This window comes from Mesorhizobium sp. WSM4822 (genome assembly GCF_055811155.1).
The window spans coordinates 206,090-229,728 of sequence record NZ_JBVVQM010000008.1; the positions used below are offsets into that span (position 1 = coordinate 206,090).

Here is a 23,639-nt window from a genome sequence, read left to right on the forward strand (position 1 = left end):
TTCTTATGTCAGGAGGGTCCGTCGTCATCGCTGTCGTACGCCAATTGCGCGATTCGTTCCCTCACTTGCGCGATGGCGTGATCCAGCGGAGCAGCGGGACGGGTATCTTCGATCGAAGCCTTTATCTTGGCCCGGATCGCGGCTAGGCGCTCGGCATGCTCCTCTTCCTCGCGCTGGAAGGCCCGGAGCGCCGCGCGGATGACTTCGCTCGCCGAGCCGAAAGAGCCGTCTTCGACTTTTTGGTGGATAAGGCGGGCCATTGCTGGCGTGACTGTGACAGAAAGTTTCTCGGCGAATTCCATGGAACGGCTCCCATTGGACAGCAAGTAGGATTGTATCCTACTTCATCCGTGCGGCCAACGATGAGGTCCTAGCGCCTGGGTTTCGCCCGGCCGGCTTCCGAACCATCCGGCATGGTGGCGCTAATGCGCCGAGTTGTGCCGAAATGCCGGCCGAATTCACGGCCCCCCAAATCTGTAAAATTGGCTTCGAACTCAACCAGCGCGTCGACGATAGCCGGCGCCTCCGAGCTGGGAGCCTCCTGCGTGAATCGTGCACTGAGGTAGACGCCATGAGGATGTGAGGGATCCAGACGGGCTTGGATCGCCCAGAAGGATGACAGCGAATAGAGCGCTTTCATGAGATCCAGAAGGAGCCGGTCATTGTAGGGACCTTCGACAGGCTGAACGGCAATGATTCTCTTTAAGCTTCGATCGCGGTTCTCATTGTAATTTTCATTTTCGTACAGCCAACCTTGGCCTCCGTGAGGCTCACCTATTAGCGCCTCGATAGCGGGTATATGAACTTCGCGCAGCTTCCGCAGGTTGGTGCATCTGACATAGATGCTCCAGCAAATTTCGTAGTCGCCGGCGAAAGGTTCGCCACTCGGCGGCAGGTCCGACGGCAGAAGCTGGTGCAGCTCGGAGCGCTTGGCCATGGACTACTCGGCGGCTTGCGCTTGCACCGGCAGTCCCAGCCACTCCCTGCAATCGGCGCGTGCGCGCGATGTGATGGCGTGCCGCTTGGCAACGGTCTTGTCCGTGCCGCGCAGGCGCTTGCCTTCGATCTTGACCGCTTCGACAGGCGGGAACAGGCCGAAATTGACGTTCATCGGCTGGAAGGAACGCTTTCCCGGCTCGTCGTCCGAAACAATGTGGCCGCCGGTGATGTGGTTGAGCAGCGCGCCGAAGGCCGTGGTCAGCGGCGGCAGCGACGGTGAGTGGCCGAGCCGCTCGGCGGCGGCGAAGCGGCCGGCAAGCAGGCCGATCGCGGCACTTTCGACATAGCCTTCGCAGCCGGTGATCTGGCCGGCGAAACGCAGGCCGGGCCGCGACTTCAGTTGCAGCGAGGCGTCCAGCAAGGTCGGCGAGTTGATGTAGGTGTTGCGGTGCAGGCCGCCGAGGCGGGCGAAATCGGCGTTTTCGAGACCCGGTATGGTGCGGAACACGCGCACCTGCTCGGCATGCTTCAACTTGGTCTGGAAACCGACCATGTTGTAGAGCGTGCCCAGCGCATTGTCCTGCCGCAGCTGCACCACGGCATAGGCCTTTACGGTCGGATTGTGCGCGTTGGTCAGCCCCATCGGTTTCATCGGCCCGTAGCGCAGCGTCTCGACGCCGCGCTCGGCCATGATCTCGATCGGCAGGCAGCCGTCGAAATAGGGCGTGCCTTCCCATTGCTTGAATTCGGTTTTCTGGCCGTCGACCAGCGCTTGCACGAAGGCAAGGTACTGGTCCTTGTCCATCGGACAATTGATGTAGTCCTTGCCGGTGCCGCCTGGCCCGACCTTGTCGTAGCGCGACTGGAACCAGCAGGTATCCATGTCGATCGTGTCGAAATGGACGATTGGCGCGATGGCGTCGAAGAAGGCGAGCGCATCGGCGCCGGTCGCTTCCGCGATCGACTGGGCAAGCCCGGGGGCGGTCAATGGGCCCGTGGCGACGATCGCCTGGTCCCAATCCGCCGGCGGCAGACCAGGCACTTCCTCGCGTTGGATGGTGATCAGCGGGTGTGCTTCGAGTTTTTTCGTCACGGCATCGGCGAATCCGTCGCGGTCGACGGCCAGCGCGCCGCCGGCCGGAACCTGGTTGGCGTCGCCGGCGCTCATGATCAACGAGCCGGCCAGCCGCATTTCGGCATGCAACAGGCCGACCGCGTTGTTGTCGGCGTCGTCGGAGCGGAAGGAATTGGAACAGACGAGCTCGGCCAGGCTGTCGGTCTTGTGTGCATCGGTGCCGCGAACGGGCCGCATTTCATGCAGGATGACCGGAACGCCGGCCTGCGCTGCCTGCCAGGCGGATTCGGAACCGGCGAGGCCGCCGCCGATGATGTGGATTGGATTTTTGCTCATGGACGCCGGAATAATCGCTTGGTGCGGCGATTGCAATTGCCGTGCGCGGTGCGGGGCAAACGGCTGCAGATGGGAGCGCCCCCCAAAAACGACAACACCCGCCGGGGGAGGAGGTCCGGCGGGTGTCGTTTTTGGGGTCGACCCTCGGGAGGAGGTGAAGGCCGACCATATTCGTCATCGCCGGGGAGGAGGTCGGCTTTGACGAAATTCCTTTCGCCATTTTAAAAGGGGCGAAACCTCTGGAGCAAATTCGTTTTACTCCGGGGAAACAGCGCCCGCCGCGGGAGGAGGTGCAGCGGGCGCCGTTTTTGTGGCCAACCCTCGGGAGGAGGTGAGGGTCGGGCCTATTCGTCATCGCCGGGGAGGAGGTCGGCTTTGACGAAAACTCTTTCGCCGTTTGAAAGGGGCGAAACCTTTTGGGGCAAAATTCCTTTTGCCCCGGGTAACAGCGCCCGCCGCGGGAGGAGGTGCGGCGGGCGCCGTTTTGGTGGTCAACCCTCGGGAGGAGGTGAAGGTTGACCGGATCCGTCAGGGTCGGGGAGGAGGTCGACCCTGGCGAAATTCTGGTTAGATCGCCTGGCGGGCGATGATCTTGATTTCGTCGCGGACGATACCGAGATCATGCAGCTGGCGGTTGGAAAGGCGACCCAGCTCGGTAACCGTCTCGCGATATACGCGCCAGTTACGATAATTGCGGATCAGGTTCATTGTCGTTCTCTTTTTCAAAACTGGTTCGGACCATTCGCGGTCCGAAGAATTAGACCGCCTTGCGAGCGACGTAAGGAATGTCGCTGCGGCTGATGCCGAGGTCGGTCAGTTCACGGTTGCTCAGGCGGCTCAGCTCGGACACGGTGTCCCTGTAGCGGCGCCAGTTGCGGTAGTTGCGGATCAGGTTCATGGTAGTTCTCGTTTCGTCTTTCTTGCGGATCATTCCGTTTGTGTACGAACTATAAATAGGCGGACCCATATCGATTTAAAAGCGCTATGGCTGCATGGCAGCAATGCAAATTGTGCAATGCAGCATTAACAGGCGTTCACGGACCTGACACAAAGAAACCCGAATCGGAAAATGTCGCCACGTCAACGATTTGACCGGATCGGCTGAAAAAAAGACCAAACTTGGGGGAGACGCAGCATGGCGGGGTATTCGTCGCGGGTCAGGGCGGATATCGCGCGTTGGCTGCAGGCCGGGCTGATTGACGCCGCCACAGCCGATTCGCTTTCGCGCGATGTCGAGGCCAACGAGCGCAAGTCGCTCAGCTTCGGCTCTATCCTGGCGATGATGGCTGCCGTGCTGTTCGGAGCCGCCATCCTGATTTTCGTCGCCGCCAATTGGGACGCGATCCCGCGGCTGGCGCGCGTGGCGGCACTGTTTGCCGTCATCCTTGGTGGCTATGTCGGCGGCGCGGTGCTGAAGGCCCGCGACCATGCGGCGATCGGCGAAGCGCTCTGGATCGTGGCGGCTGCGGCTTTCGGCGGCTCGATCGCGCTGATCGGCCAGATGTATCATCTCTCGGGCGACGAGGCCTCGGCTCTGGTCACCTGGGGCGCCGGCACGGCGCTGGCGGCGGTTGCGCTGCGTTCTAATCCGCTGACAGTCGCTTCGGTCGGCATCGCCGATGCCTGGCTGTTCCTGAAAGGCTTCGACTACTACAGCCGCAGCGAATTTCCGCATGCCTTCTTGATCATGGCGATCGTGCTGTTTGCCGTCTCGTTCTGGACCCGCAGCCAGGCGGCTCGCCACCTGATCATCCTGTCGGTTCTGTTCTATCTTGTGCTGCTGGTCACCAACCACGACACGCTGCAGGTGGCGATCCCGCTGGTCGTCGTCTCGGCGCTGCTGTTCGCGGCCTCGGTCTTCGCGCCGGATCCAGTCGACCGGGTCGTGCAGCTCGGCGGCCGCTTGCCCTTGCACGCACTGCTCGGCTTCCTCACCGGCCTCGCAATGATTCAGTTCGAACTCGCCGACGAGAGCACCTACAACAGCGGTTTTGCCCTCGCTTCGGTGATCGCGCTTGCCGGCATTGTCGCCGCAATCGTGCTGGCAGGGCGGGAAAGCCGTGGGCTGCGCTGGTTTGCCTATCTCGGCTTCGCCTTCGAACTCGCCATCATCTATGTGGTGACCTTGCAATCGATGCTCGATACGGCCGGCTTCTTCCTGGCCGCTGCGGTGCTGCTCGGCATCCTTGCGATCGTCATCATCCGCGTGGAAAAGCGTATGAAAGGTCCAGATGCCAAAGGAGCCACGGCATGATCACCGGGAAAAGGCTTGTCATCTCGGCACTGGTGCTGGCGCTCGTCCAGATCGGCTTCCTGAGCTGGATCATCGCCGGCCGCGCGGCGATCCTGCGCAACGGCAAAGAGGTGCTGCTGAAGATCGAGCCCGTCGATCCGCGCGACCTCCTGCGCGGCGATTATATTATCCTGAGCTACGATATTTCGCGCATACCGGTGAAAATGATCGCCAACATTCCGCCCGACAAATTTTCAAGCGACGACACCTCAATTGTCGTGCGCCTGAAGAAGGGCTCCGACAGCTATTGGCAGCCGACGACAGCCTGGTTCGGCAAGGCACCGACGCCGGCCGCTGCCGACGAGGCCGATATATCAGGCCACGTCGCCGAGGGCTGGGACCTTCGCGGCGAAGAGGCGACCGTCGCGCCGGACTACGGTGTCGAGCGCTTCTATCTGCCGGAAGGCGAGGGGATGGCAATCCAGAACGACATGCGGGTGCGGCCGTTCGGCATCCGTCTTGCGCTCGCCGGCGACGGTACCGCGCAGATCAAGGCGCTGGTGGACGGCGACAAGACGCTGTTCGAGGAACCACTCTACTAAAGCCCCTTAATTCCAGCGGTGTGAAGCATGCCAGTTAGCCTGTCGACGCGTGAGGACATCAACCTCGACACTGTTTTCCGCGTCGCCTGGAAGAAGGACACGGTGGCGATCGGCGAGAAGGCGTTGCAGCGCATCGCTGAATGCCGCGCTTCGTTTCTCAGGCTGATTGAATCCGATCCGCCACCGGTCATCTATGGCGTCACAACCGCCATGGGGGAATTGGCGAGCCGCAAGCTCGAACTCGACGAGCGTGATCGCCATGCGCGCATCAAGGCGTTTGCCGCCGCCACCTCGTTCGGCGATCCCTTGCCGGATCGCGTGGTCAGGGCGATCGTGCTTGCCCGTCTGACGAATTTCATCGAGGGCAACGCCGCCACAACGCCGCGCATCGCGCTAGCCGTGGCCGCAATGCTCGACGGGGAGCCGATGCCTGTCGTGCCGGCCTCCGGCCAGGGCGGCGCCGGTGAGATCCTGGCGCTCTACCCCTTGTTTGCAGAACTTTCGACGCGTTTCGACCTCGAGGTCAAGGAACGGGGTTCGCTCATCAACGGCTCGCCTTGCGCTGCCGCTCTGGTGGCAGACGCAGCGCTCGCGGCGCGCCGCCGGATCCGCATGGCGCACCAGGTGTTCGCGCTGTCGATCGAGGCGTTTCGTGCCCCCCTCGAACACTATGACGCCGCCCTCGACACGCTCTGGGGCGATGAGCATGAGGCCGCGGCCCTGCAGGGTTTGCGGGAATTTCTGGTTGGCGCCGGCGACGGGCGGCGCAACTATCAGGCGCCTGTCAGCTACCGCATCGTGCCGCGCGTCCTCGGCCAGGCGCATCGTGCGTTGTCGTCGGCCGAGCGGGCGGCCAATGTGTCGCTGGCCTCTATATCGGATAATCCGGTCTACATCCCGCCCGACGATGCACATCCGCTCGGCCGCTGCATCTCGACCGGCGGCTATCACAATGCCATGGCGACGCCGGCGTTGGACGATCTGGCGGCGATATGGGCCGATATCTGCCTGCTCTGCGACCGCCACGCCTCGAAGCTTCTGAACGGCAAGGTGTCGCTGCTGCCGGATCTGCTGATGACCGGACGTCACTCAGCCGACAGCGACGGCCACGGCAATGTCGGCTACGTGCCGATGGCGATCACCGGCTATCTCGAGCAGGCCAAGCTGGCCGCACAGCGCACCTTCATTCCGGGCACGGAATCGGCTGGCGCGGGGCAGGACGACGTCGCCACGACGGCGTTCTTCGCATGGACAAAGGAGGCAACCGCCGGCCGCTGCGTCGACGCCGCCATGGCGATGCTGGCGATGATCGCCTCGCAAGCGCTGCACGTCACCGAACGCACGCCGCCGCCGGCACTGCGCTCCTTCGTCGATCAAATCAGAGCTATCGTGCCGCCTGTCGGCGCCGATCGCGTGCTGGGGCCGGAGCTTGCCAGGTTGGCGGAATGGTTCACTGAGAAAGTGTTCGAAACGTAGAGATGCCGACAAAGCGGTAGCCGGTGAACTGGTGCGCCTGAACGGATGAAGTTCGAACCTGCCGAGCTTCAGGTGGCCCGCCACCCGAAGCTCGAAGAGCGAAGGGTGGTGCGGACGACGGGAATCGAACCCGTACGATCAGAGATCGAGGGATTTTAAGTCCCTTGCGTCTACCAATTCCGCCACGTCCGCAGGCCAGCCCTTTTCAGACGCCAGACACAGCCCGTCAAGTCGTGTTGTTGAGCGTTCGCCGAACGTGCGAACAGACCGGGCGACTTGATGATACTGGCGCGATCACGGAATTATCGGCGCGGCGGGTAATGGTAGGATGCGTGTGGTGGATTTGATCCGCCAAGGCCGGCGCCTCTCAGGCCCAACCCATTCCCCCGCCCACTGGGAGCGCCGGCCGCTCTTCCATGAAAGAGCCCTTTGAGTGGTTGCCTGGTCCGGCAGCGTCGCGATTGTGGCCCTGCTCAGAACTTGTAGCTCAAATTGATGCCTACCGTGTTGAGCTTCACGTTCTGATCGCGATCGTTGAAGGGTTCCGCTACGTCGTAGTGCTCGGAGCCGAAATCATAGTAGCGATACTGTGCGCCGACGACGAACTTGTCGGTCAACGCGTAGTCGACGCCGGCACCCACGGTCCAGCCGACATTCGTGCGCGTGCTGTCGAACGCCGGACCCGCGACTTGCGATGTTTCGATGCCGGCAAAGGCGACGCCGCCAATGCCATAGACCAGCAAGCGGTCCATGGCGTAGCCCGCCTTGGCGTTGACCGACCCGAACCACTTGATGTCGGTGCCGAATGTGCTTCCGAAGGCCGATACCGTCGTGCCGCGGACCGAGGAATAGTTGAGTTCCGCCTCGGCGCCCAGCACCGCCTGGTCGAATTGCCACAGTCCGGCGACATGGCCGCCGACAAAACCGCCGTCAACATCGGGTGTGGCCGAAAACGGCTCGCCCTCTGTTCCTGATATGTCGGACCGACCCCAGCCATAGCCGGCTTGCATGCCGGCATAGTAGCCGGTCCAGTCGAAGCCGGGCGCGGTCATCGGAACATCGGCCGCTGGGTCGGCGGCGAAAGCCGGCACGGCCAGAGCGGCAAGAAAACCGGCACTTGCGACCATCAGGCGATACATCGAACTCCCCGAAATGACGGTTCAGAAAGATCCTCGCCAGAAGGATAACCGCATTCGCCGCAATCGCAATCCCCCTGTCGCCGCACAGAATCCTCTATTTGGCGTCGATGAAGTCCAGCACAGCCTGGTTATATTCATCCGGCGCTTGCAGCATGGCGAAATGACTGGCGTTGGGCAGGATAATCAGCTTCGCGCCCGGGATGGCGGAGGCGATATATTCGGTGTGTTCGCGCTTGATCGCTTCATCATGGTCGCCGGCAACGATCGCCGTCGGCGTGGTTATCTCAGCGAGCTGCTCCTTGGTCCACGCCGGCTCGGTCTCCCACATATGGCTTATCTGCGCCACGAAGGCGTCATACTGGTCCGGTGTCTTCGACATCTTCTTGTAGTCGCGGCCGGAGCGGTCGATGTAGGCGGCAAAGGTCTTGTTGGTCATCACGCCCGGATCGACGCCGTCGGTGGTTACGTTGGCGGCTTGCGCAAAGAGCCTTGTCAGCCGCTCCGGATGATGCAGTGCGATGTCGATACCGATAATTCCGCCATCGCTCCAGCCGACGAGCGCGGTCTTGTCGATCTTCAGGTAATCGAGCAGTGCCAGATAGTCCGACGCCATCAAGTCATAGCCATAGGGCTGCTCGGTGCGGGTGGAGCGGCCGTGACCACGGCTGTCGGCGACGATCACCTTGTGCGTCTTGGAAAACGTGGCCACCTGGCTGGCCCAGATGTCGGCGTGGCCGAGGCCGCCATGGATGAGCAGCACGGGGTCACCCGCTCCGAAAACGGCGTAGTACATCTGGATGCCGTTCACCGGCGCATATCCGCTCTGATCGGGCTTGGGCATGGCCGCAGGCTCCGGCAAGGTCTGCCAACGTTCCTCGGCGGCGGCAAAAGCGCTCGAGGCGGCGAACAGGATGACGATGGCGAACACTTTGCAAAACCGGGTCATGTCTTCCCTCATATGGTTCGGTCCGCGGTCAGCATCGCCTTCCAGCCGGATTAGTCAACAAGCTCTCCCTGACGCGGCGTGTCGGACCGACGGCTCTGGCGGCGCCCGCCGACATTTGCGAGACTGGCGACAACCGAAGGAATCGCGAATGACGAAAGCAACGCCCGCAAAACCCAGACCGTGGACCGAGATGGCGACAAACCTGGTCGATGTCGCCATGGGGCGCAAACCCGCTGACCTGGTCGTCCGCAACGGCCGTTGGGTGAACGTCCATTCGGGCGAGATCATCGCCGGCACCGACATCGCCATCGCCGGCGGTCGTTTCGCTTATTGCGGGCCGAACGCCAGCCATGCCATCGGCCAGGGCACCAAGGTGGTCGACGCCGGCGGGCGCTATCTGGTGCCCGGCCTCTGCGACGCGCATATGCATGTCGAAAGCGGCATGGTGACGGTGACCGAGTTCTGCCGGGCCGTTATTCCGCACGGCACCACCTCTATGTTCATCGACCCGCACGAGATCGCCAATGTGCTTGGCCTGCCCGGCGTGCGGCTGATGCATGACGAGGCCGTCGCCATGCCCATCAACGTGCATGTGCAGATGCCGTCCTGCGTGCCCTCGGCGCCCGGGCTTGAACATGCAGGCGCCGAGTTGACGGTCGCCGATGTCGCGGAGGCAATGAGCTGGGAAAACATCATCGGTCTTGGCGAAGTGATGAATTTCCCCGGCGTCGCCGCCAACGATCCTGTCATGTCGGGCGAGATCGCCGCGACGGTGAAAGCGGGGAAAACGGTCGGCGGCCACTATGCCTCGCGCGATCTCGGCCTGCCGTTCCACGGCTATGTCGCCGGCGGCCCCGAGGACGATCATGAGGGTACGCGCGCCGAGGACGCCATCGCCCGCGTGCGCCAGGGCATGAAGGCGATGCTGCGGCTGGGCTCGGCCTGGTACGACGTCGCCTCGCAGATCAAGGCGGTGACGGAGAGCGGCATCGACCCGCGCAACTTCATCCTGTGCACCGACGACAGCCATTCCGGCACGCTGGTCCAGGAAGGCCATATGGACCGCGTGGTGCGCCACGCCATTCAACAGGGCTTGAAGCCGGTGACGGCGATCCAGATGGCGACGCTCAACACTGCCCAGCATTTCAAACTGGAGCGCGAGATCGGCTCGATCGCGCCGGGGCGGCTGGCCGACCTGCTGATCGTCTCGGATCTCGCCGCAATGACCATCGACGAGGTCTATGCACGCGGTGTCAGGCTGGCCAAAGGCGGCAAGCTCGAAATCGATATTCCGGCCTATGACTATCCCCGCTCGGCGAAGAACACCGTCAAGCTCGGCAAGAAGCTGAAGGGCGGCGACTTCGATATCGCAGCTCCCAAGGGCGCCAACGAGGTGCGGGTGCGCGTCATCGGCGTCATCGAGAACCAGGCGCCGACGCGCGCGCTGGAGGCCGATCTGCCGGTCGAGGACGGGCTGGTCGCCATGGATCGCCGCAACGATGTCTGCCAGATCGCGCTGGTCGAGCGCCACAGGGGCACGGGCGGCGTCACCAACGCCTTCGTCTCCGGCTTCGGCTATATCGGCGACTGCGCCATGGCGTCCAGCGTGGCGCATGACGCCCACCACATCATCTGCGTCGGCACCAACAAGCAGGACATGGCGCTGGCCGTCAATCGCCTGGGCGAAGTCGGCGGCGGCGTCGTGCTGTTCTCCAAGGGCAAGGAACTGGCGCTGGTCGAAATGCCGATCGCCGGGCTGATGTCGGACGAGCGGGCCGAGATCGTCGCGGCCAAGGCAGAGAAGCTCACCGAGGCGATGCGCAAGATGGGCTGTTCGCTGAACAACGCCTACATGCAGCACTCGCTGCTGGCGCTGGTCGTCATTCCCGAACTCAGGATTTCCGATGTCGGCCTGATCGACGTGACGACGTTCCAGAAGGTCGATCTGTTCGTCTAGGATTGTTGATATTCAGGCCATGCCCGGCGGGCAATCGCTTCAGGTTCGAATTCACCTTTGCCGAGCGTCGGCGCCGCCCCTCATCGCCCTGCCGGGCACTTCTCCCCGTATAGTGACGGGGAGAAGGGGCTGGCCGCAACGACTGTGCTCTTCTTGCAATGCTGGTCATTGGCGAAACCGGTGATAATAGCGCCCCTCTCCCCGTCACTATACGGGGAGAGGATGCCGGCAGGCAGGTGAGGGGCAGCGCCGACTTCGACACCTGATGGTCTCCACCAGGAAGCTGCCCCCGGCTACCCGCCGGTGGCGATGGTCAGCACCTTGAACGGCGTGGTGATGACGATTTCCGCGACCGAGCCGACGGCCTTGCCGAGGCCCTGGCCGAGATTGTTGAGCTGAGTCGGGACGGGCTCGTCCGAGGCAAGGCCGGCAGGCGCCCGCAGCCGGTCGCCCAGCAGTTGCACCAGCATCGGGTTGTCGGCGAATTTGGCGTGGTTGAGGCGGTCACCGCCCTTGGCCTGGGAAAGGTCGACCACCGACACGCCATAGCTGGCGAGGTCGGCCGCATCGCCGTAATCGCCGACGCGCGGCTTATCGCCCGAGATCAGGGAGGACAGCTTGAGAGCCCGGTCATCCGCCGAGAGCAGGATGGCGAATGGCTTGTCGGGTTTGCCGTAACGGATCATCTGTTTCTTGAACACGTCGACATCGATGTCGGGCGAGGCCAGGATGACGTAACCGAGTTTGTCGTCGAGATCGCGATCGCCGGTGATGGCAAGCTGGCGCAGAGCCTCCATGGTCACCCAGGTCCCCATCGAATGGGCGATGATGTCGATGCTCTTGACCTTGGTCTTGGCCAGCATCCTGAGCGTCGCCTCGAGGTCGTCGCGCGCTGCGTTGGCGCTTTCCTTGTCGTAGATGTAACCCGTGGTCTTGCCGCTCGAAGCCCATGAGAACAGCACCGGCGTGCCGGGATATTTCGTGTCGTGCGCGATCTGCGTCAGCCGGTAGATGCCGTCATCGAAGCCGTTGTTGAAGCCGTGCACGAAAACCAGCGCACGGTCGCCGCGCATGGCGATGTCGGCGCCGACCGCCTTGGCGAACTGCGGCGCGCCTTCATAGAAGGTGACGTCCTTGGCGGTGAAATCCTTGGCCGGGTTGCTGTTTGCCGATCCCTTGGCCCGCTCGATGGCGCCGACCTGATGGTTTTTCGGGACGGTGACGTCGACACGGGCAAAGCTGGTGGTCAGCGAGCGATCGCCGTCGAACACCTGTCGCGGGTCCTTGGTTGCCCTCTGGCGGGTGGTGGCGACGAAGATTTCATGCGTGGCCGCGATGTCGGAAGCGGGCACCGTGACCGTCGTCTTGTTGAGCAGGTCGTGCGTTTTGCCGCCGGCGCAGCCGGTGACAGCGAGCGCCAATGCAACGACGAGGTAGCTCTTCGAACGCATGGTCATACGCCGGCTCCCGCCAAGGGGGACGTCAAACGCGTGACGTCGCTGGCTATTCCGATAAGGCCAGAGACCGGCGCGGTCCAGTTCAAAGTGAATCCACACGTCCGCGATGCCGGGCAGGCACGGCGAAAACCGCGGGACCGCACCTATTGGCCAAGCAGGCTGATGCGGTCTGTCACGTCACGGTCGCTGGCAAAGCCGTCATCCTCGCGCAGCCGCTGGCCGATCATCTTCACCAGCGTCGGATTGTCGGCGAACTTCGTGTGGTTGAAGCTGTCCGATCCCTTGACCTTGGACAGGTCGACGACCGACACGCCATAGGAGGCGAGATCGGCGGCATCCTTGTAGTCGCCGACGCGCGGCCGGGATCCGGCGATCAGGCCGGAGAGCCGCAGCGCGCGGTCGTCGTCCGACAACAGCAGGATGAACGGCTTGTCGGGCTTGCCATAGCGCCGCATCTGGCTCTTGAACACGTCGACATCGATGTCGGGCGAAGCCAGCACCACGTCGCCGAGCTTGCCGCCGAGATCGCGGTCGCCGGTGATGGCCATCTGCCGCAGCGTTTCCATGGTGACCCAGGTTCCGAGCGAATGCGCGACGATGTCGATGCGCCGCGCGCCGGACTGCTCCAGCATCCTGAGCGTCACCTCCAACTGGTCGCGGGCAGCGCTGGCGCTTTCCTTGTCATAAACGTAGTCGGTGGTTCTTGCGCCTGATGCCCAGGAAAACAGCACGGGCGTGCCGGGATAGCCGGAATCATGGACGATCTGGGTGAGGCGATAGACGGCGGCATCGAAGCCGGTGTTGTAGCCATGCACGAAGACCATGACGCGGCCGCCACGCGCGGCGATGTCGGCGTTGAGCGCGCTGGAGAATTTCGGCTGCGTGTCGTAGCCGACGACCTCGGAAGCCATGAAATATTTGGCCGGGTCGTCCGACTTGCCGCGCGAGCGGCGCTCGATCTGGCCGGTCTTGTGAAGCCCCGGAACGGTGACGTTGACGCGGGCATAGTTCAGCGTCGCCGAGCGTTCGCCGTCGAAAACCTTGTTGGGATCGTCGGATTTCTTGCGCGTCGTGGCGATGAAGATCGAGTGGTTGCCGGCGATCTCCGTCACCGGCGCGGACACCATGGCGCTGCCCAGCAATTCCTGTGTTTGCTGGCCGGCGCAGCCGGCGACGAACAAGGCCAGGAGAACGGCAAAAATCTTCTTCAAAGGCACGCCTGAATTTCCAACTCCGGCCGAAAGGCCTGTCTATCCTCACGATACCTCCCGGACAGGCAGAGTGCGGCAGAACTAAGTCATGTCCAGTCGAAATGTGATCGGCGCCCCGCTGCGGCCATCGCAGTGTTGCGCGAAAGCCAAAATGGCGGGAAACGGCTGCGTGATGCGTGCAATGAGCGGCGCCGTCGCCGGCTTTCCAATTCCCGCAGAGATAGCGAGTTCAAGCCGCCCGATACGAAGGGGCATTAGAATGCACCCACAAGTAGCTGAAAATATTCCGCAAAATTTCCGCTCGGAACGACGCACATGATGGATGATGGCGCCACGTAGCCGGATATGCAATAGGCTGGCTCGCGCCGCACCTTGTCCCGGCGCTCAACAACCGAACGTGCGCGACCCGATCAAAGATAGAGGTCGGCGGACAGCATGCAACGCAAGGTGGTTTTCGCTAAGGGTGGTTTCCGATGAACAGTTTCTCTTCCCGCGTTGCTGCCGCTGCCGCCGCGATCCGCCAGATCTTTCCTGAAACGCCGCTCCAGGAAAACGATTATCTGTCGAAAAAGACCGGTGCGCGGGTGCTGTTGAAGCGCGAGGACCTGTCGCCGGTCCGCTCCTACAAGATCCGCGGCGCCTTCAATTTCTTCCGCAAGACACTGGCGGCCGGCAACGAGGCTGAACTGTTCGTCTGCGCGTCCGCCGGCAACCACGCGCAGGGTTTTGCTTTCGTCTGCCGCCATTTCGGCAGGCGAGGCGTCGTGTTCATGCCGGTGACGACGCCGCAGCAGAAGATCGACAAGACCAAGCTGTTCGGCGGCGATTTCATCGAGATCAGGCTGGTCGGCGATTTCTTCGACGACTGCTATCGCGCGGCCCTGGAATTCACCGACAGTTCCGGCGCCCATATGGTGCCGCCCTTTGATCACAAGGACATTATCGAGGGCCAGGCAACCGTCGCCTACGAGATCGCGGATCAGATGCCGGGCGCCCGCATGCCCGATATCGTCATGCTGCCGGTCGGCGGTGGCGGACTTGCCGCGGGCGTCACCCATTATTTCGCCGATCAGGGCAGGGAAGCACGCTTCGTCTTCTGCGAACCGGCAGGCGCGCCGAGCCTGCGCGAAAGTCTTGCGGCGGGAAAACGGCTCAAGCTCGCCAAGGTCGACAATTTCGTCGATGGCGCCGCGGTGGCCGAGATCGGCCGCGAGCCGTTGCGTCATCTCAAGGATTTTCCGGCCGAAACGGTGCGGCTGATCCCGGAAAACCGGCTCTGCGCCACCATGATCGAAATGCTCAACGTCGAAGGCGTCGTGCTGGAGCCGGCTGGCGCGCTGGCGATCGATGCGCTCAAGGATTTCTCCAAGAAGGAGATCAGGGGCAAGACCATCGTTGCCGTGGTTTCGGGCGGCAATTTCGATTTCGAGCGGCTGCCGGACGTAAAGGAACGGGCGCTGCGCTTCGAGGGGCTGAAGAAATACTTCATCATCCGCTTTCCGCAGCGGCCCGGCGCGCTGCGAGACTTCCTCGAACTGCTCGGGCCCGACGACGACATCGCCCGTTTCGAATATCTGAAGAAATCGGCGCGCAATTTCGGTTCGGTGCTGATCGGCATCGAAACCAAGGACCGCCGCAATTTCGATCTGCTCAAGGCGAAGTTCGAGGCCGAGGGCGTCCAGTATCAGGACATCACCGACAACGAGACATTGGCCGGTTTCATCATATGAGCGGCAAGGAGGCAGGAAAAATCTTCGTCGCGCTGTTTTCCGGCATCAATGTCGGCGGCAACCGCATCGTCAAAATGGCGGAGCTGCGGTCGTTCTTCGAGGATCTCGGCTTTTCCGATGTCGCCACCTACGTGCAGAGCGGCAATGCCGTGTTCCGGGCGAAGAAGGGCGACGCAGCGACACTGGCGAAACAGATCGAAGCAGCCTTCGAGAAGAAATGGGGTTTTTATTCGCGCATCATGGTGCGCGATCTTTCCTGGTTCGAGCGGCTGGTGAACGAAAACCCTTACCCGGAAGTTGCCGGGGACCATACCAAGCTGCATGCCTATGTGCTGGAGCGCGAGCCGACAGCGGACGAGGTGGCGCGACTGACCGAAAAGTGCACCGGCCCCGAACGCTTCGAGATCAAGGGCGATGTGCTCTACTTGCACGCGCCGGACGGGCTGGGCAAATCGGTGTTTGCCGGGCTGATCCCGCGCACGCTGAAAGTGCCGGGTACCGCGCGCAACTGGCGCTCGGTGCAGGCGCTGCTGGAGATGGCCGCTCCGGCCGGTGGGAAGTAAGTCGCCGCCTAAGCTGCCGGAGCGGGTTTCCAGTCGAAGGTCAGTTCTTCGCGGAAAGCAAAGCGCTTGATGTGATCGGCGACAACGCCTTCCAGGCGCTCGATCGATCCTGCTTCGTCAGTCGACACCGTGATATGCAGTGTCGCCGCATCGGCATCCATGACGGTACGGCCCATTGAGAGATCGATGGTGCCGTGGGTGGGATCGAACTCGACCGGGAATTTGTGCGCCCAGTGCTTGCACAGCTGCTGCAGGTAGCGGCTGGCATGTTCGGTGGTGACGTCGGCATGGCTGGTCGGCATGAATTCTCCTGGGCAAGCGCCTGTTGCATGGCTGGGCGCCGGCCCAAGCCTGGCGCCTCAGCCAGACAGATAGGCGCCGCCCCTGAAAAACCAAACGGTACTGGGCCGTCAGCCTGGTATTGTCCGCTCAAGACAGCGTGATCGGCTACCAGCTTCCGGTGTTCGCCATCGAAGCCCAGGGCTCCGCCTTGGCCTTGGCCGGGCCTTTCTGCAGAAGCTCGATCGAGATGCCGTCCGGCGACTTGACGAAAGCCATGTTGCCGTCGCGCGGCGGCCGGTTGATGATGACGCCATTGTCCATCAGGTGCTGGCAGGTGGCGTAGATATCGTCGACCTCGTAGGCGAGGTGGCCGAAATTGCGTCCGCCCTTGTAGTCTTCCGGATCCCAATTGTAGGTCAGTTCGACCAGCGGTGCCTTGTCGGCGATGCCGCTTTGCTCGTCTTCGGAGGCCGCGAGGAAGATCAGCGTGAAGCGGCCTTGCTCGTTTTCGTAGCGGCGCACTTCCTTGAGGCCGAGCTTGTTGCAGTAGAAGTCGAGCGAGGCATCGACGTCGGTGACGCGGATCATGGTGTGCAGATAGCGCATGTGATTTCCTCGATAAATTGCGTTGCGGCGCAACATAGGGTCGGCCCTGTCAAAGGGCAATCGTGCGGCGGTGCGCAATGCCGGCAAAGAACAAATCCGGTATTGCCCAAATGAACCGTGAAAAAAGGCACGGCAGGTCTTGCACAGACCGGAAGCCGCAGTGTTAATCTGTTGGCAAGAATCAGTTGCGGTGTTCTTGAAAAAAGGGGGCATTCTTATGGGGGAAAAGGCCTCTTTGACGGGGCGGGACGGACCCCTCGGCGACGCCTTGCAGCGTGACGAAGGCGGCGATGCCGCGGACTTGCTCGAAATAGCCGGCGCCATCAAGTGGTTCGATGTGGCCAAGGGCTATGGTTTCATTTTGCCGGATGACGGCATTTCCGGCGATATCCTCCTCCATGTGACATGTCTTCGAAGGGATGGCTTTCAGACGGCCCTGGAGGGCGCACGCGTGGTCTGCCTCGTCAAACATGGCGACCGCGGATTGCAGGCCTTCCGGGTGCTCTCTATGGACGTCACCACCGCGGTCCACCCGGCCGAGATGCAGGAGCAGCGCACCCATGTCGCGGTGACGCCTGAGAGCGGTCTCGAACGCGCCCTGGTGAAATGGTTCAACCGCACCAAGGGGTTTGGTTTTCTCACCCGCGGCGAGGGCACCGAGGACATCTTCGTCCATATGGAGACCTTGCGCCGCTACGGTATCACCGAGCTTCGGCCGGGGCAGGTCGTGCTGGTTCGTTTCGGACGCGGCGACAAAGGCCTTATGGCCGCCGAAATTCACCCCGATATGGGGACCTTGCCGGTCTCGCACTAGGGCGTTTCCGGCCGAGGATTTCGAATGGCTTACAGGAACTGGCTGACCGCGGGCGCGATGTGCGCGATTGCCTTCATCGCCGCCGCCGGTGGTTACTTCTATTCCGAAAAGCCGACCTCGGCGGACAGCCGGGCGATGATCCTTCCGGCCGATCCGACGCCATTGGTCGTGGTGACGAAAGGCGGTGATCGCTCTTTTTCCATCGAAGTCGCCGACACCGCCGCGGAGCGCGAGGCCGGCTTGATGTACCGCCAGGACATGGCGGACAACCACGGCATGCTGTTCGTCTTCGAGGTCCAGCAGCAGGTCGGCTTCTGGATGCACAACACGCCAATGCCGCTCGATCTGATTTTCGTCGGCCAGGATGGCAAGATCCGGGCGGTCAAGCACGGCGAGCCGCAATCGGACGCCGTCATTTCGCCCGGTGTACCGGTGCGCTTCGTGCTCGAGCTCAAGGCCGGCACCGCCGCCAGGAACGGCATCGAGTATGGCGACCTTTTGCGCCATCCGGCCGTGGGCACGGTATCCGGCCCCGGCATGCCACCAGCCGACAATGGCGATGCGCCCAATGGCGGTGGCGGTTGAGCACGCAGGCGGGATCGCAGATGCAGTTTTTCACCCATGACGGCTTCGACCTTGCCTTCCTCGACCGCCAGCCGGAATCGGGCGAGGGCGATCCGGTGCTGATGATCCATGGCTTCGCCTCGAGCCATTATGTCAACTGGGTGTCGCCCGGCTGGTTCAAGACGCTGAACGGTGCCGGCTACCGCGCCATCGCCTTCGACAATCGCGGCCACGGCTCGTCGTCGAAGAGCTATGAGGAGGCCGACTACACGCCGGTCAAGATGGCTTCCGATGCCGCCGCCTTGCTCGGCCATCTCGGCATCGAGCGCGCTCATGTCATGGGCTATTCGATGGGTGCGCGCATCGCGGCATTCATGGCGCTGTCCGATCCGGACAAGGTGGCGACGCTGGTCTTCGGCGGTCTCGGCATCGGCATGGTCGACGGTGTCGGCGATTGGGATCCGATCGCCGCCGCCCTGCTTGCCGATGATCCGGCCGCCACCAGCCATCCGCGCGGCCGGTCGTTTCGCGCCTTCGCCGACCAGACCCGCAGCGATCGCCGTGCCTTGGCCGCTTGCATCGCCAAATCGCGCGAATTGCTGAGCGAGCAGGATATCGCCCGCATCGCCCAGCCGACGCTTGTCGCCGTCGGAACGACCGACGACATTGGCGGCTCGCCCGATGAGCTTGCAGCGTTGATGCCGAACGCCAGCGCCTTTCACATCGATGGCCGGGATCATATGCTGGCCGTCGGGGACAAGACCTTCAAGCAGCGCGTGCTGGAGTTCTATGCCGAGAATCCGCTTTGAGCGGACGGCGATGCATCAGGCGGATTTGATACTTGTGCTCAGTCCGGCGCTCTCGCTGCTTGAACCGACTTCGCCATCACGCACAGCAGCTCGAACATCATCGTCGCGCCGGCGAGCGCCGTCATTCCACCTAGGTCGAAAGGCGGCGCCACCTCCACGACGTCGGCGCCTACAATGGTCAATCCATCGAGCAGGCGGACCATTTCCTGGGCCTCGCGGGTGGTGAAGCCGCCTAACTCGGGCGTACCGGTCCCGGGGGCCATCGATGGGTCGATGCAGTCGATGTCGAAGGTGACATAAACAGGATTGTTTCCAACGATGCCGCGCGCCTCTTCCATGACGCTGGCCGCGCCTCGCCTGACGAACTCCTCCATGTAGATGATACGGATGCCCTGAGCGACCGCCCAGTCATGTTCGCCGGGTTCGTATATCGAGCCGCGGATGCCGATCTGGACGACGCGCTTGGGATCGAGCAGTCTCTCTTCGATGGCGCGGCGGAACGGCGTGCCATGCGTATAGGGATTGTCGCCGAAATAACGGTCATTGGTGTCGGAGTGCGCGTCGAAATGGATCATGCCGACGGGCGCCTTGCGGGCTACGGCGCGCAACACCGGTAACGTCGTCAGATGATCGCCGCCCGCTGCAAGCGGAATGGCGCCCACTGCCACGATCGCCGCGATGCCGTCCTCGATGCGCTTCAGCCCGTCCAGCAGGTTGATCGGATTGACCGAGAGATCGCCGACATCGGCGACATTGGCGATGCTGAACGGCTCGGTCCCCGAGACGTGATGGGCGCGTCGCATCAGGCTCGACTGGTTGCGGATCTCGCGCGGGCCATGCCGCGCACCGGCTCGATTGGTGGTGCCGCCGTCCCACGGTACGCCGACGAGCGCGATGTCGAGCCCTTCCGCGCTTGCCACGGCCGGCAGTCTCATGAAGGTCGAAAGTCCGGCGAAGCGAGGCACGGCGGAGGCGTCGATCGGCTGGAAGAAATTGCTGCTCATGGTGTCGGCACCTCAGAAGAATTCGCGTTTGACGATTTCCGCAATGCGGGTCTCGCAGTCGTCGAGCAGCCACCGGCCTTTTTCGGCCGATGAGCCCTCGGTCAGCGACAGCACGCCGGATGGCGGCACTTCCTCTGCCGGCTTGGGATAGCGATCATATGGCCTGAACTGCGCCGGGCCGTCATGCAGTGCCTTGCCGAGGTCGACGAGCTCGGGACGCAGCGCCAGCATCATCGAGGTTTCGATGACGCTCGCATGTTCCAGCTCGATGCCGGGATAACCGTCGGGGAACACTTTCGCCAGCGTCTCTGTGCGCACCATTTCCCAATGATCGATGCGCAGGATCGTCAGATCCGCCGCACGCTCGCGGCCGATGGCGTCGAGCGCCAGTTCGATGCCTTCGATCGACGGGCCGATGTTCTCGTAGTGGCCGTTGAGGACGACGATGCGCCGGACCTTCTGGCGATAGAGATCGCAGATCACATCCTTGACCAGCAGCGAAAACGTATGCGCCGTGATGTTGATCGTGCCGGGGAAGGCCGGGCCGCCGCCTGTTCTCGGCTGCGAGCGGTTGCCGTAGGCAATGGTCGGCGCGACGAGGCCGCCAACCTGCTTCGCCACCGTCTCGGCGATGGCGGTGGGAAGCACAACATCGACGTTCATCGCCATGTGGTGGCCGTGCTGTTCGGTCGAGCCGAGCGGCAGGAAGATGGGAGCGCCGGCGGCGATCCGCTTCTCGGCTTCGGGCCATGGCAGTTCAGCGAGGAAAACTCGGTCTTTCATGATCATCTCGTTTCAAAGCATCGCCGCGCCACCATTGGCGCCCAGGCATTGTCCAGTGAAGAAGGTGGCGCCGGGGCCGGCAAGGAAGACCACCGCGGAGGCGATTTCATCCGGCCGGCCGATCCGCCCCAACGGGTGTGTCGTCTCAAGTGCGCGCTGGCTCTCGCTCAGCGCCTCGAAACCGAGAAGCGGCGTGTCGGTTGGCCCCGGCGCCACGGCGTTGACCAGTATGCGAGGCGCAAGCTCTCGCGCCCAGGAGCGGGTCAGGCCGAGCAATGCCGCCTTGGTCGCGCAATAGACCGATGCGTTCGACCGGCCGAGATAGGCGAGCTCGGAGGCGATGTTGACGATGCGGCCGCCATCGGGAAGGTGCGGCAGGACTTCCCGTGCCACGATGATGGCGCCGCGCACATTGACGGCGAACATGCGGTCGACATGGTCGAGCGAAATCGCCTCAAGCGCTGCTTCCTGGAGGATGCCGGCATTGTTGACCAGAATGTCGTAGCCGCCGATCCGTTGCGCGCCCTGCTTGACCGCGGCAATGATGTCGGCCTCATTGGCAAGGTCGCAGGCAAGGATCGGGATATCGCCTTCAGATGCCTTGAGATCGAAGCCGAGAACCATGGCTCCGGCGTCCCGTAAGGCGAGCGCGGTCGCGCGGCCGATGCCGCTGGCCGCACCGGTGACCAGCGCGCGTTTTCCGTGCAATGGAGTTACCAAGGCACTTCTCCCCTGTCGACGCCGAGCGACTGCCCGGTGATGTTGGCCGCGAGATCCGACGCCAGGAACAGATAGGTGCCGGCCATGTCGGCCGGCTCCATCAGGCCGGGCAGGGCTTGCGCGCCGACGATGTCTTCGAGCAGTGCTGCTTCACTGACGGCGCCTTGCTCGGCCATCCGGCCAAGCGAGCGCATCGATGCTTCCGTGCGGACCCATCCCGGACAGACCGCATTGACGCGGATGCCCCTCGATCCAAGTTCCTTGGCCCAGGTTTTCGTCAGGCCGATGATGGCGTGCTTGGAGGCGACGTAGGCGCCGAACCGCGCTTCGGCGACGCGGCCCCAGATCGAGGCGGTGTTGATGATCGAAGCGCCCGCCTGCATGCGCGGCAAGGCGCGCGCGGTGACAAGCGCCGTGCCGATGACGTTGATCTCGATGATGCGCCGGAAGGCGGCTTCGGCCTCGTCGCTGCTGTCGGTGATCGGCGTCATCAGCTCGAGGCCGGCATTGTTGATGAGCACGTCGATCCGGGAGATCGGTTCGAGGGCCGCGCCGACCGCCTCGCGGTCGGCGATGTCGGCCTCCGTGCCTGTGGCGCCCAAGTCGTGGGCCCGTTCGTGCACGGCCGCGTCGTTGGCAATGAGGTGCAGGCTGGCGCCGGCCTGGGCGAAGCCCTTGGCGATGCCGAGCCCGATGCCTCGGCTCGCTCCGGTGATCACGACCGTCTTTCCGGAAAAGGAGAGGCTCATACGACCACTCCCGTTTCGTTGCGGATCAGATGCAGGACCTTGTTGCGCAGCTCGAAGAATTTCTGGGTTTCGCGAATCTCCAGCGGCCGGTCCGGGCCAAGCTCTGCCGCCACGTCGATATCGGCGACGATCGAGGCTGGACGGCGCGAGAACAGGATGATCCGGTCGGCGAGAAATACGGCTTCTTCGACGTCGTGGGTGACGAAGATGATGGTCTTTTCCTCGCGGATCTGGATCTGCCGCAGCTCGACCTGAAGCCGCTCGCGCGTCAGCGCGTCGAGCGCGCCGAAGGGCTCGTCCATCAACAGCACGTCCGAACCCGCGGCGAGCGTGCGGGCTATGGCCACGCGCTGGCGCATGCCTCCCGAGATACGGTTTGGATAGGAGTCGGCAAAGTCTGCGAGCCCGAACAGCTTGAGATAATGGCTGATACGCTCGGCCCTTTCGGTTGCGCCCAGGTCCTTCCTGTAACGCATGCCGAAGGCGATGTTGTTTTTGACTGTCAGCCAGGGAAACGACGAATAGGACTGGAAAACCATGCCGCGCCGACGGTCCGGCCTGACCACCTTTTCCCCGCCAAGCAGGATCGAGCCCGAACTCGGTTCGTCGAGGCCACCGACCATGCGCATCAAGGTGGTCTTGCCGCAGCCCGATGGGCCGAGAAAGACGACCAGCGAATTGCGCTCGAGGCCAAGACTGGTGTTTCGCACCACATCGACGGGGCCGAAGGACTTGGCCGTGTCGACGAATTGAACATATCCGGTCATGTCATGCTCCTCACAGATACCGGAACAGCCGGCGGTGAAGCAGGCGCAAAAGCTGGTCGGTGACAAGGCCGATCAGGCCGATGACGACGACGCCGGCCATGACCTCCGGTGTCTTGACGAAGCGCCGGGCCGTCCAGATCACATAGCCGATGCCGGAATCGGCGGCGACGATCTCGGCGATGATCAGATAGGTCCAGCACCAGCCGAGCGTGATGCGCAGATTGTCGAGCAGCGTCGGGCCCATCCAGCGCAGGGCGACGTCGACCATGACTTGCCTCGAATTGGCGCCGACGGTGCGGGCGACCTCGACGAATTCCTGCGGCACGCGCCGCATGTCGTCGGCGACGAGCAACACGAGCTGGAAGAACGTCCCCAGCCAGAGCAGGAAGATCTTGGTCTCCTCGCCGACGCCGAACCAGATGATGGACAGCGGCACGAGTGCGGGGACCGGCAGGTAGCGGATGAAATCGATCATCGGCTCGAGGGCGGCGCCGACGATCCGGTAGCTGCTCATCATGATGCCGATCGGGATCGCCATGACGGCGGCCAGCAGGAAGGCAATCCAGACACGGGTGGTCGAGACCGCTACGTGCCAGAGCAGGTTCTGCTCGGTCAGCATCGTCCACAGGGCAATGACGACGCGGCTCGGCGAGGGCAGGAACTGCGGCGCAATGATGCCCGCGCGCGCCGCCAGCTCCCACAGGGCAACGACGAGCACAGCCGCGGCGACACTGACGGCAAACTCCAGCATCGGCGATGCGCGACCGCGGAAGACAAACAGGCTGCTGAACAAATCATTATCCCCGGATGATCGAAAGAACGGCCGTCACCGGCGCGAGCCGGAATGACATCGCTGCCGACAGCCGAGACAAGCTGC

At 63.0% G+C, this 23,639-nt stretch carries 26 protein-coding genes and 1 tRNA gene; 9 read left to right on the forward strand and 18 right to left on the reverse strand.

From position 1 onward, the window contains the following. Positions 1 to 8 precede the first annotated feature (8 nt). The 5 genes from AC0L3E_RS19900 to AC0L3E_RS19920 form a co-directional block, all read right to left on the reverse strand. A complete protein-coding gene (locus AC0L3E_RS19900; protein WP_473605422.1) occupies positions 9 to 302 on the reverse strand; it encodes a type II toxin-antitoxin system ParD family antitoxin in 294 nt (97 codons plus the stop codon). A 68-nt stretch (positions 303 to 370) separates the two neighbouring features. Next, on the reverse strand, positions 371 to 937 hold the full coding sequence (locus AC0L3E_RS19905) for a hypothetical protein (RefSeq protein WP_127397144.1): 567 nt from the start codon (positions 935 to 937) through the stop codon (positions 371 to 373). 3 nt (positions 938 to 940) lie between these two features. Next, positions 941 to 2,350, reverse strand: coding sequence for a methylenetetrahydrofolate--tRNA-(uracil(54)-C(5))-methyltransferase (FADH(2)-oxidizing) TrmFO (gene trmFO / locus AC0L3E_RS19910; protein ID WP_473605423.1), 1,410 nt, complete (start codon positions 2,348 to 2,350; stop codon positions 941 to 943). Between the two features lie 567 nt (positions 2,351 to 2,917). Beyond that, positions 2,918 to 3,058 carry a DUF1127 domain-containing protein gene (locus AC0L3E_RS19915; RefSeq protein ID WP_013531314.1) on the reverse strand — a complete coding sequence of 47 codons (141 nt, stop codon included), beginning with the start codon at positions 3,056 to 3,058 and terminating at the stop codon, positions 2,918 to 2,920. A gap of 49 nt (positions 3,059 to 3,107) precedes the next feature. Continuing rightward, the gene (locus AC0L3E_RS19920; protein ID WP_013531315.1) at positions 3,108 to 3,248 is read right to left on the reverse strand and encodes a DUF1127 domain-containing protein; all 141 of its coding nucleotides are present in this window, start codon (positions 3,246 to 3,248) and stop codon (positions 3,108 to 3,110) included. 237 nt (positions 3,249 to 3,485) lie between these two features. Between AC0L3E_RS19920 and AC0L3E_RS19925 the strand changes: the two genes are divergently transcribed. From AC0L3E_RS19925 to AC0L3E_RS19935, 3 genes are read left to right on the forward strand one after another with little or no spacing between them, the layout of a single operon-like run. Further along, entirely contained in the window at positions 3,486 to 4,604 is a 1,119-nt protein-coding gene (locus AC0L3E_RS19925) for a DUF2157 domain-containing protein (RefSeq protein WP_292566754.1), read from the forward strand. Continuing rightward, positions 4,601 to 5,185: a GDYXXLXY domain-containing protein gene (locus AC0L3E_RS19930; protein WP_473605424.1), complete on the forward strand. Its 585-nt coding sequence runs from the start codon at positions 4,601 to 4,603 to the stop codon at positions 5,183 to 5,185. Before AC0L3E_RS19925 ends, AC0L3E_RS19930 begins: the two co-directional genes overlap by 4 nt. A 27-nt stretch (positions 5,186 to 5,212) precedes the next feature. Continuing rightward, positions 5,213 to 6,661, forward strand: a complete 1,449-nt coding sequence (locus AC0L3E_RS19935; protein ID WP_473605425.1) for an aromatic amino acid lyase — start codon at positions 5,213 to 5,215, stop codon at positions 6,659 to 6,661. Between the two features lie 106 nt (positions 6,662 to 6,767). Here the strand turns inward: AC0L3E_RS19935 and AC0L3E_RS19940 are convergent. The 3 genes from AC0L3E_RS19940 to AC0L3E_RS19950 all read right to left on the reverse strand — a co-directional run bounded on the left by AC0L3E_RS19940 (position 6,768) and on the right by AC0L3E_RS19950 (position 8,746). Further along, positions 6,768 to 6,853: transfer RNA gene (locus AC0L3E_RS19940), tRNA-Leu, on the reverse strand. A 281-nt stretch (positions 6,854 to 7,134) separates the two neighbouring features. After that, positions 7,135 to 7,800: an outer membrane protein gene (locus AC0L3E_RS19945; RefSeq protein WP_127272804.1), complete on the reverse strand. Its 666-nt coding sequence runs from the start codon at positions 7,798 to 7,800 to the stop codon at positions 7,135 to 7,137. 94 nt (positions 7,801 to 7,894) lie between these two features. Beyond that, complete coding sequence (locus AC0L3E_RS19950; RefSeq protein ID WP_473605426.1) at positions 7,895 to 8,746, reverse strand: alpha/beta fold hydrolase; 852 nt, start codon at positions 8,744 to 8,746, stop codon at positions 7,895 to 7,897. Positions 8,747 to 8,894: 148 nt separating this feature from the next. On the opposite strand from AC0L3E_RS19950, the gene ade reads away from it, so the two are divergent. After that, positions 8,895 to 10,703 (forward strand): adenine deaminase, encoded by a 1,809-nt coding sequence (gene ade, locus AC0L3E_RS19955; RefSeq protein ID WP_473605427.1) that lies wholly within the window; start codon positions 8,895 to 8,897, stop codon positions 10,701 to 10,703. A 293-nt stretch (positions 10,704 to 10,996) separates the two neighbouring features. Here the strand turns inward: ade and AC0L3E_RS19960 are convergent, their stop codons facing one another. Together AC0L3E_RS19960 and AC0L3E_RS19965 are read right to left on the reverse strand one after the other, a co-directional pair. Continuing rightward, positions 10,997 to 12,160 carry an alpha/beta hydrolase gene (locus AC0L3E_RS19960; protein ID WP_127270257.1) on the reverse strand — a complete coding sequence of 388 codons (1,164 nt, stop codon included), beginning with the start codon at positions 12,158 to 12,160 and terminating at the stop codon, positions 10,997 to 10,999. 143 nt (positions 12,161 to 12,303) lie between these two features. Continuing rightward, positions 12,304 to 13,377 carry an alpha/beta hydrolase gene (locus AC0L3E_RS19965; protein ID WP_473605428.1) on the reverse strand — a complete coding sequence of 358 codons (1,074 nt, stop codon included), beginning with the start codon at positions 13,375 to 13,377 and terminating at the stop codon, positions 12,304 to 12,306. 467 nt (positions 13,378 to 13,844) lie between these two features. Between AC0L3E_RS19965 and ilvA the strand changes: the two genes are divergently transcribed. After that, complete coding sequence (gene ilvA / locus AC0L3E_RS19970; protein WP_127332088.1) at positions 13,845 to 15,101, forward strand: threonine ammonia-lyase IlvA; 1,257 nt, start codon at positions 13,845 to 13,847, stop codon at positions 15,099 to 15,101. Next, the gene (locus AC0L3E_RS19975) at positions 15,098 to 15,664 is read left to right on the forward strand and encodes a DUF1697 domain-containing protein (protein ID WP_128308265.1); all 567 of its coding nucleotides are present in this window, start codon (positions 15,098 to 15,100) and stop codon (positions 15,662 to 15,664) included. The genes ilvA and AC0L3E_RS19975 overlap by 4 nt, the downstream gene beginning before the upstream one ends. 8 nt (positions 15,665 to 15,672) lie before the next feature. Here AC0L3E_RS19975 and AC0L3E_RS19980 read toward each other — a convergent pair whose 3' ends face one another. Next, positions 15,673 to 15,966, reverse strand: a complete 294-nt coding sequence (locus AC0L3E_RS19980) for a DUF2218 domain-containing protein (RefSeq protein WP_127332090.1) — start codon at positions 15,964 to 15,966, stop codon at positions 15,673 to 15,675. A 145-nt stretch (positions 15,967 to 16,111) separates the two neighbouring features. Next, positions 16,112 to 16,552: a lactoylglutathione lyase gene (gloA, locus tag AC0L3E_RS19985; RefSeq protein ID WP_127332092.1), complete on the reverse strand. Its 441-nt coding sequence runs from the start codon at positions 16,550 to 16,552 to the stop codon at positions 16,112 to 16,114. Positions 16,553 to 16,769: 217 nt separating this feature from the next. On the opposite strand from gloA, the gene AC0L3E_RS19990 reads away from it, so the two are divergent. The 3 genes from AC0L3E_RS19990 to AC0L3E_RS20000 are packed head-to-tail and all read left to right on the forward strand — an operon-like array spanning position 16,770 to position 18,739. Beyond that, entirely contained in the window at positions 16,770 to 17,366 is a 597-nt protein-coding gene (locus AC0L3E_RS19990) for a cold-shock protein (RefSeq protein WP_032901396.1), read from the forward strand. A 24-nt stretch (positions 17,367 to 17,390) separates the two neighbouring features. Continuing rightward, on the forward strand, positions 17,391 to 17,951 hold the full coding sequence (locus tag AC0L3E_RS19995) for a DUF192 domain-containing protein (RefSeq protein ID WP_127382930.1): 561 nt from the start codon (positions 17,391 to 17,393) through the stop codon (positions 17,949 to 17,951). A 20-nt stretch (positions 17,952 to 17,971) separates the two neighbouring features. Next, positions 17,972 to 18,739, forward strand: coding sequence for an alpha/beta fold hydrolase (locus AC0L3E_RS20000; RefSeq protein ID WP_164898616.1), 768 nt, complete (start codon positions 17,972 to 17,974; stop codon positions 18,737 to 18,739). 38 nt (positions 18,740 to 18,777) lie between these two features. Here AC0L3E_RS20000 and speB read toward each other — a convergent pair whose 3' ends face one another. The 6 genes from speB to AC0L3E_RS20030 are packed head-to-tail and all read right to left on the reverse strand — an operon-like array spanning position 18,778 to position 23,555. After that, positions 18,778 to 19,743 (reverse strand): agmatinase, encoded by a 966-nt coding sequence (gene speB, locus AC0L3E_RS20005; protein ID WP_473605429.1) that lies wholly within the window; start codon positions 19,741 to 19,743, stop codon positions 18,778 to 18,780. A gap of 12 nt (positions 19,744 to 19,755) precedes the next feature. Next, positions 19,756 to 20,526 carry a creatininase gene (locus AC0L3E_RS20010; RefSeq protein WP_127291462.1) on the reverse strand — a complete coding sequence of 257 codons (771 nt, stop codon included), beginning with the start codon at positions 20,524 to 20,526 and terminating at the stop codon, positions 19,756 to 19,758. Positions 20,527 to 20,538: 12 nt separating this feature from the next. Next, positions 20,539 to 21,246 carry an SDR family NAD(P)-dependent oxidoreductase gene (locus tag AC0L3E_RS20015; RefSeq protein ID WP_473605430.1) on the reverse strand — a complete coding sequence of 236 codons (708 nt, stop codon included), beginning with the start codon at positions 21,244 to 21,246 and terminating at the stop codon, positions 20,539 to 20,541. After that, on the reverse strand, positions 21,240 to 21,995 hold the full coding sequence (locus AC0L3E_RS20020; RefSeq protein WP_128308271.1) for an SDR family NAD(P)-dependent oxidoreductase: 756 nt from the start codon (positions 21,993 to 21,995) through the stop codon (positions 21,240 to 21,242). Before AC0L3E_RS20020 ends, AC0L3E_RS20015 begins: the two co-directional genes overlap by 7 nt. Further along, a complete protein-coding gene (locus tag AC0L3E_RS20025) occupies positions 21,992 to 22,762 on the reverse strand; it encodes an ABC transporter ATP-binding protein (protein WP_128308272.1) in 771 nt (256 codons plus the stop codon). Before AC0L3E_RS20025 ends, AC0L3E_RS20020 begins: the two co-directional genes overlap by 4 nt. 10 nt (positions 22,763 to 22,772) lie before the next feature. Continuing rightward, a complete protein-coding gene (locus tag AC0L3E_RS20030; protein ID WP_236383447.1) occupies positions 22,773 to 23,555 on the reverse strand; it encodes an ABC transporter permease in 783 nt (260 codons plus the stop codon). Positions 23,556 to 23,639 lie beyond the last annotated feature (84 nt).

Excerpts from the sequence above, each read along its gene's own strand:
- gloA (WP_127332092.1), bottom strand. The coding sequence starts at position 16,552 with ATGCGCTATCTGCACACCATGATCCGCGTCACCGACGTCGATGCCTCG.
- AC0L3E_RS20020 (WP_128308271.1), bottom strand. The coding sequence starts at position 21,995 with ATGAGCCTCTCCTTTTCCGGAAAGACGGTCGTGATCACCGGAGCGAGC.
- speB (WP_473605429.1), bottom strand. The coding sequence starts at position 19,743 with ATGAGCAGCAATTTCTTCCAGCCGATCGACGCCTCCGCCGTGCCTCGC.
- AC0L3E_RS19995 (WP_127382930.1), top strand. The coding sequence starts at position 17,391 with ATGGCTTACAGGAACTGGCTGACCGCGGGCGCGATGTGCGCGATTGCC.
- AC0L3E_RS19975 (WP_128308265.1), top strand. The coding sequence starts at position 15,098 with ATGAGCGGCAAGGAGGCAGGAAAAATCTTCGTCGCGCTGTTTTCCGGC.
- AC0L3E_RS19900 (WP_473605422.1), bottom strand. The coding sequence starts at position 302 with ATGGAATTCGCCGAGAAACTTTCTGTCACAGTCACGCCAGCAATGGCC.
- AC0L3E_RS19925 (WP_292566754.1), top strand. The coding sequence starts at position 3,486 with ATGGCGGGGTATTCGTCGCGGGTCAGGGCGGATATCGCGCGTTGGCTG.
- AC0L3E_RS19990 (WP_032901396.1), top strand. The coding sequence starts at position 16,770 with ATGGGGGAAAAGGCCTCTTTGACGGGGCGGGACGGACCCCTCGGCGAC.
- AC0L3E_RS19980 (WP_127332090.1), bottom strand. The coding sequence starts at position 15,966 with ATGCCGACCAGCCATGCCGACGTCACCACCGAACATGCCAGCCGCTAC.
- AC0L3E_RS19930 (WP_473605424.1), top strand. The coding sequence starts at position 4,601 with ATGATCACCGGGAAAAGGCTTGTCATCTCGGCACTGGTGCTGGCGCTC.
- AC0L3E_RS19935 (WP_473605425.1), top strand. The coding sequence starts at position 5,213 with ATGCCAGTTAGCCTGTCGACGCGTGAGGACATCAACCTCGACACTGTT.
- AC0L3E_RS20025 (WP_128308272.1), bottom strand. The coding sequence starts at position 22,762 with ATGACCGGATATGTTCAATTCGTCGACACGGCCAAGTCCTTCGGCCCC.
- AC0L3E_RS20010 (WP_127291462.1), bottom strand. The coding sequence starts at position 20,526 with ATGAAAGACCGAGTTTTCCTCGCTGAACTGCCATGGCCCGAAGCCGAG.
- trmFO (WP_473605423.1), bottom strand. The coding sequence starts at position 2,350 with ATGAGCAAAAATCCAATCCACATCATCGGCGGCGGCCTCGCCGGTTCC.
- AC0L3E_RS19905 (WP_127397144.1), bottom strand. The coding sequence starts at position 937 with ATGGCCAAGCGCTCCGAGCTGCACCAGCTTCTGCCGTCGGACCTGCCG.
- ade (WP_473605427.1), top strand. The coding sequence starts at position 8,895 with ATGACGAAAGCAACGCCCGCAAAACCCAGACCGTGGACCGAGATGGCG.
- ilvA (WP_127332088.1), top strand. The coding sequence starts at position 13,845 with ATGAACAGTTTCTCTTCCCGCGTTGCTGCCGCTGCCGCCGCGATCCGC.
- AC0L3E_RS19915 (WP_013531314.1), bottom strand. The coding sequence starts at position 3,058 with ATGAACCTGATCCGCAATTATCGTAACTGGCGCGTATATCGCGAGACG.
- AC0L3E_RS19920 (WP_013531315.1), bottom strand. The coding sequence starts at position 3,248 with ATGAACCTGATCCGCAACTACCGCAACTGGCGCCGCTACAGGGACACC.
- AC0L3E_RS19950 (WP_473605426.1), bottom strand. The coding sequence starts at position 8,746 with ATGACCCGGTTTTGCAAAGTGTTCGCCATCGTCATCCTGTTCGCCGCC.
- AC0L3E_RS20000 (WP_164898616.1), top strand. The coding sequence starts at position 17,972 with ATGCAGTTTTTCACCCATGACGGCTTCGACCTTGCCTTCCTCGACCGC.
- AC0L3E_RS19945 (WP_127272804.1), bottom strand. The coding sequence starts at position 7,800 with ATGTATCGCCTGATGGTCGCAAGTGCCGGTTTTCTTGCCGCTCTGGCC.
- AC0L3E_RS19960 (WP_127270257.1), bottom strand. The coding sequence starts at position 12,160 with ATGACCATGCGTTCGAAGAGCTACCTCGTCGTTGCATTGGCGCTCGCT.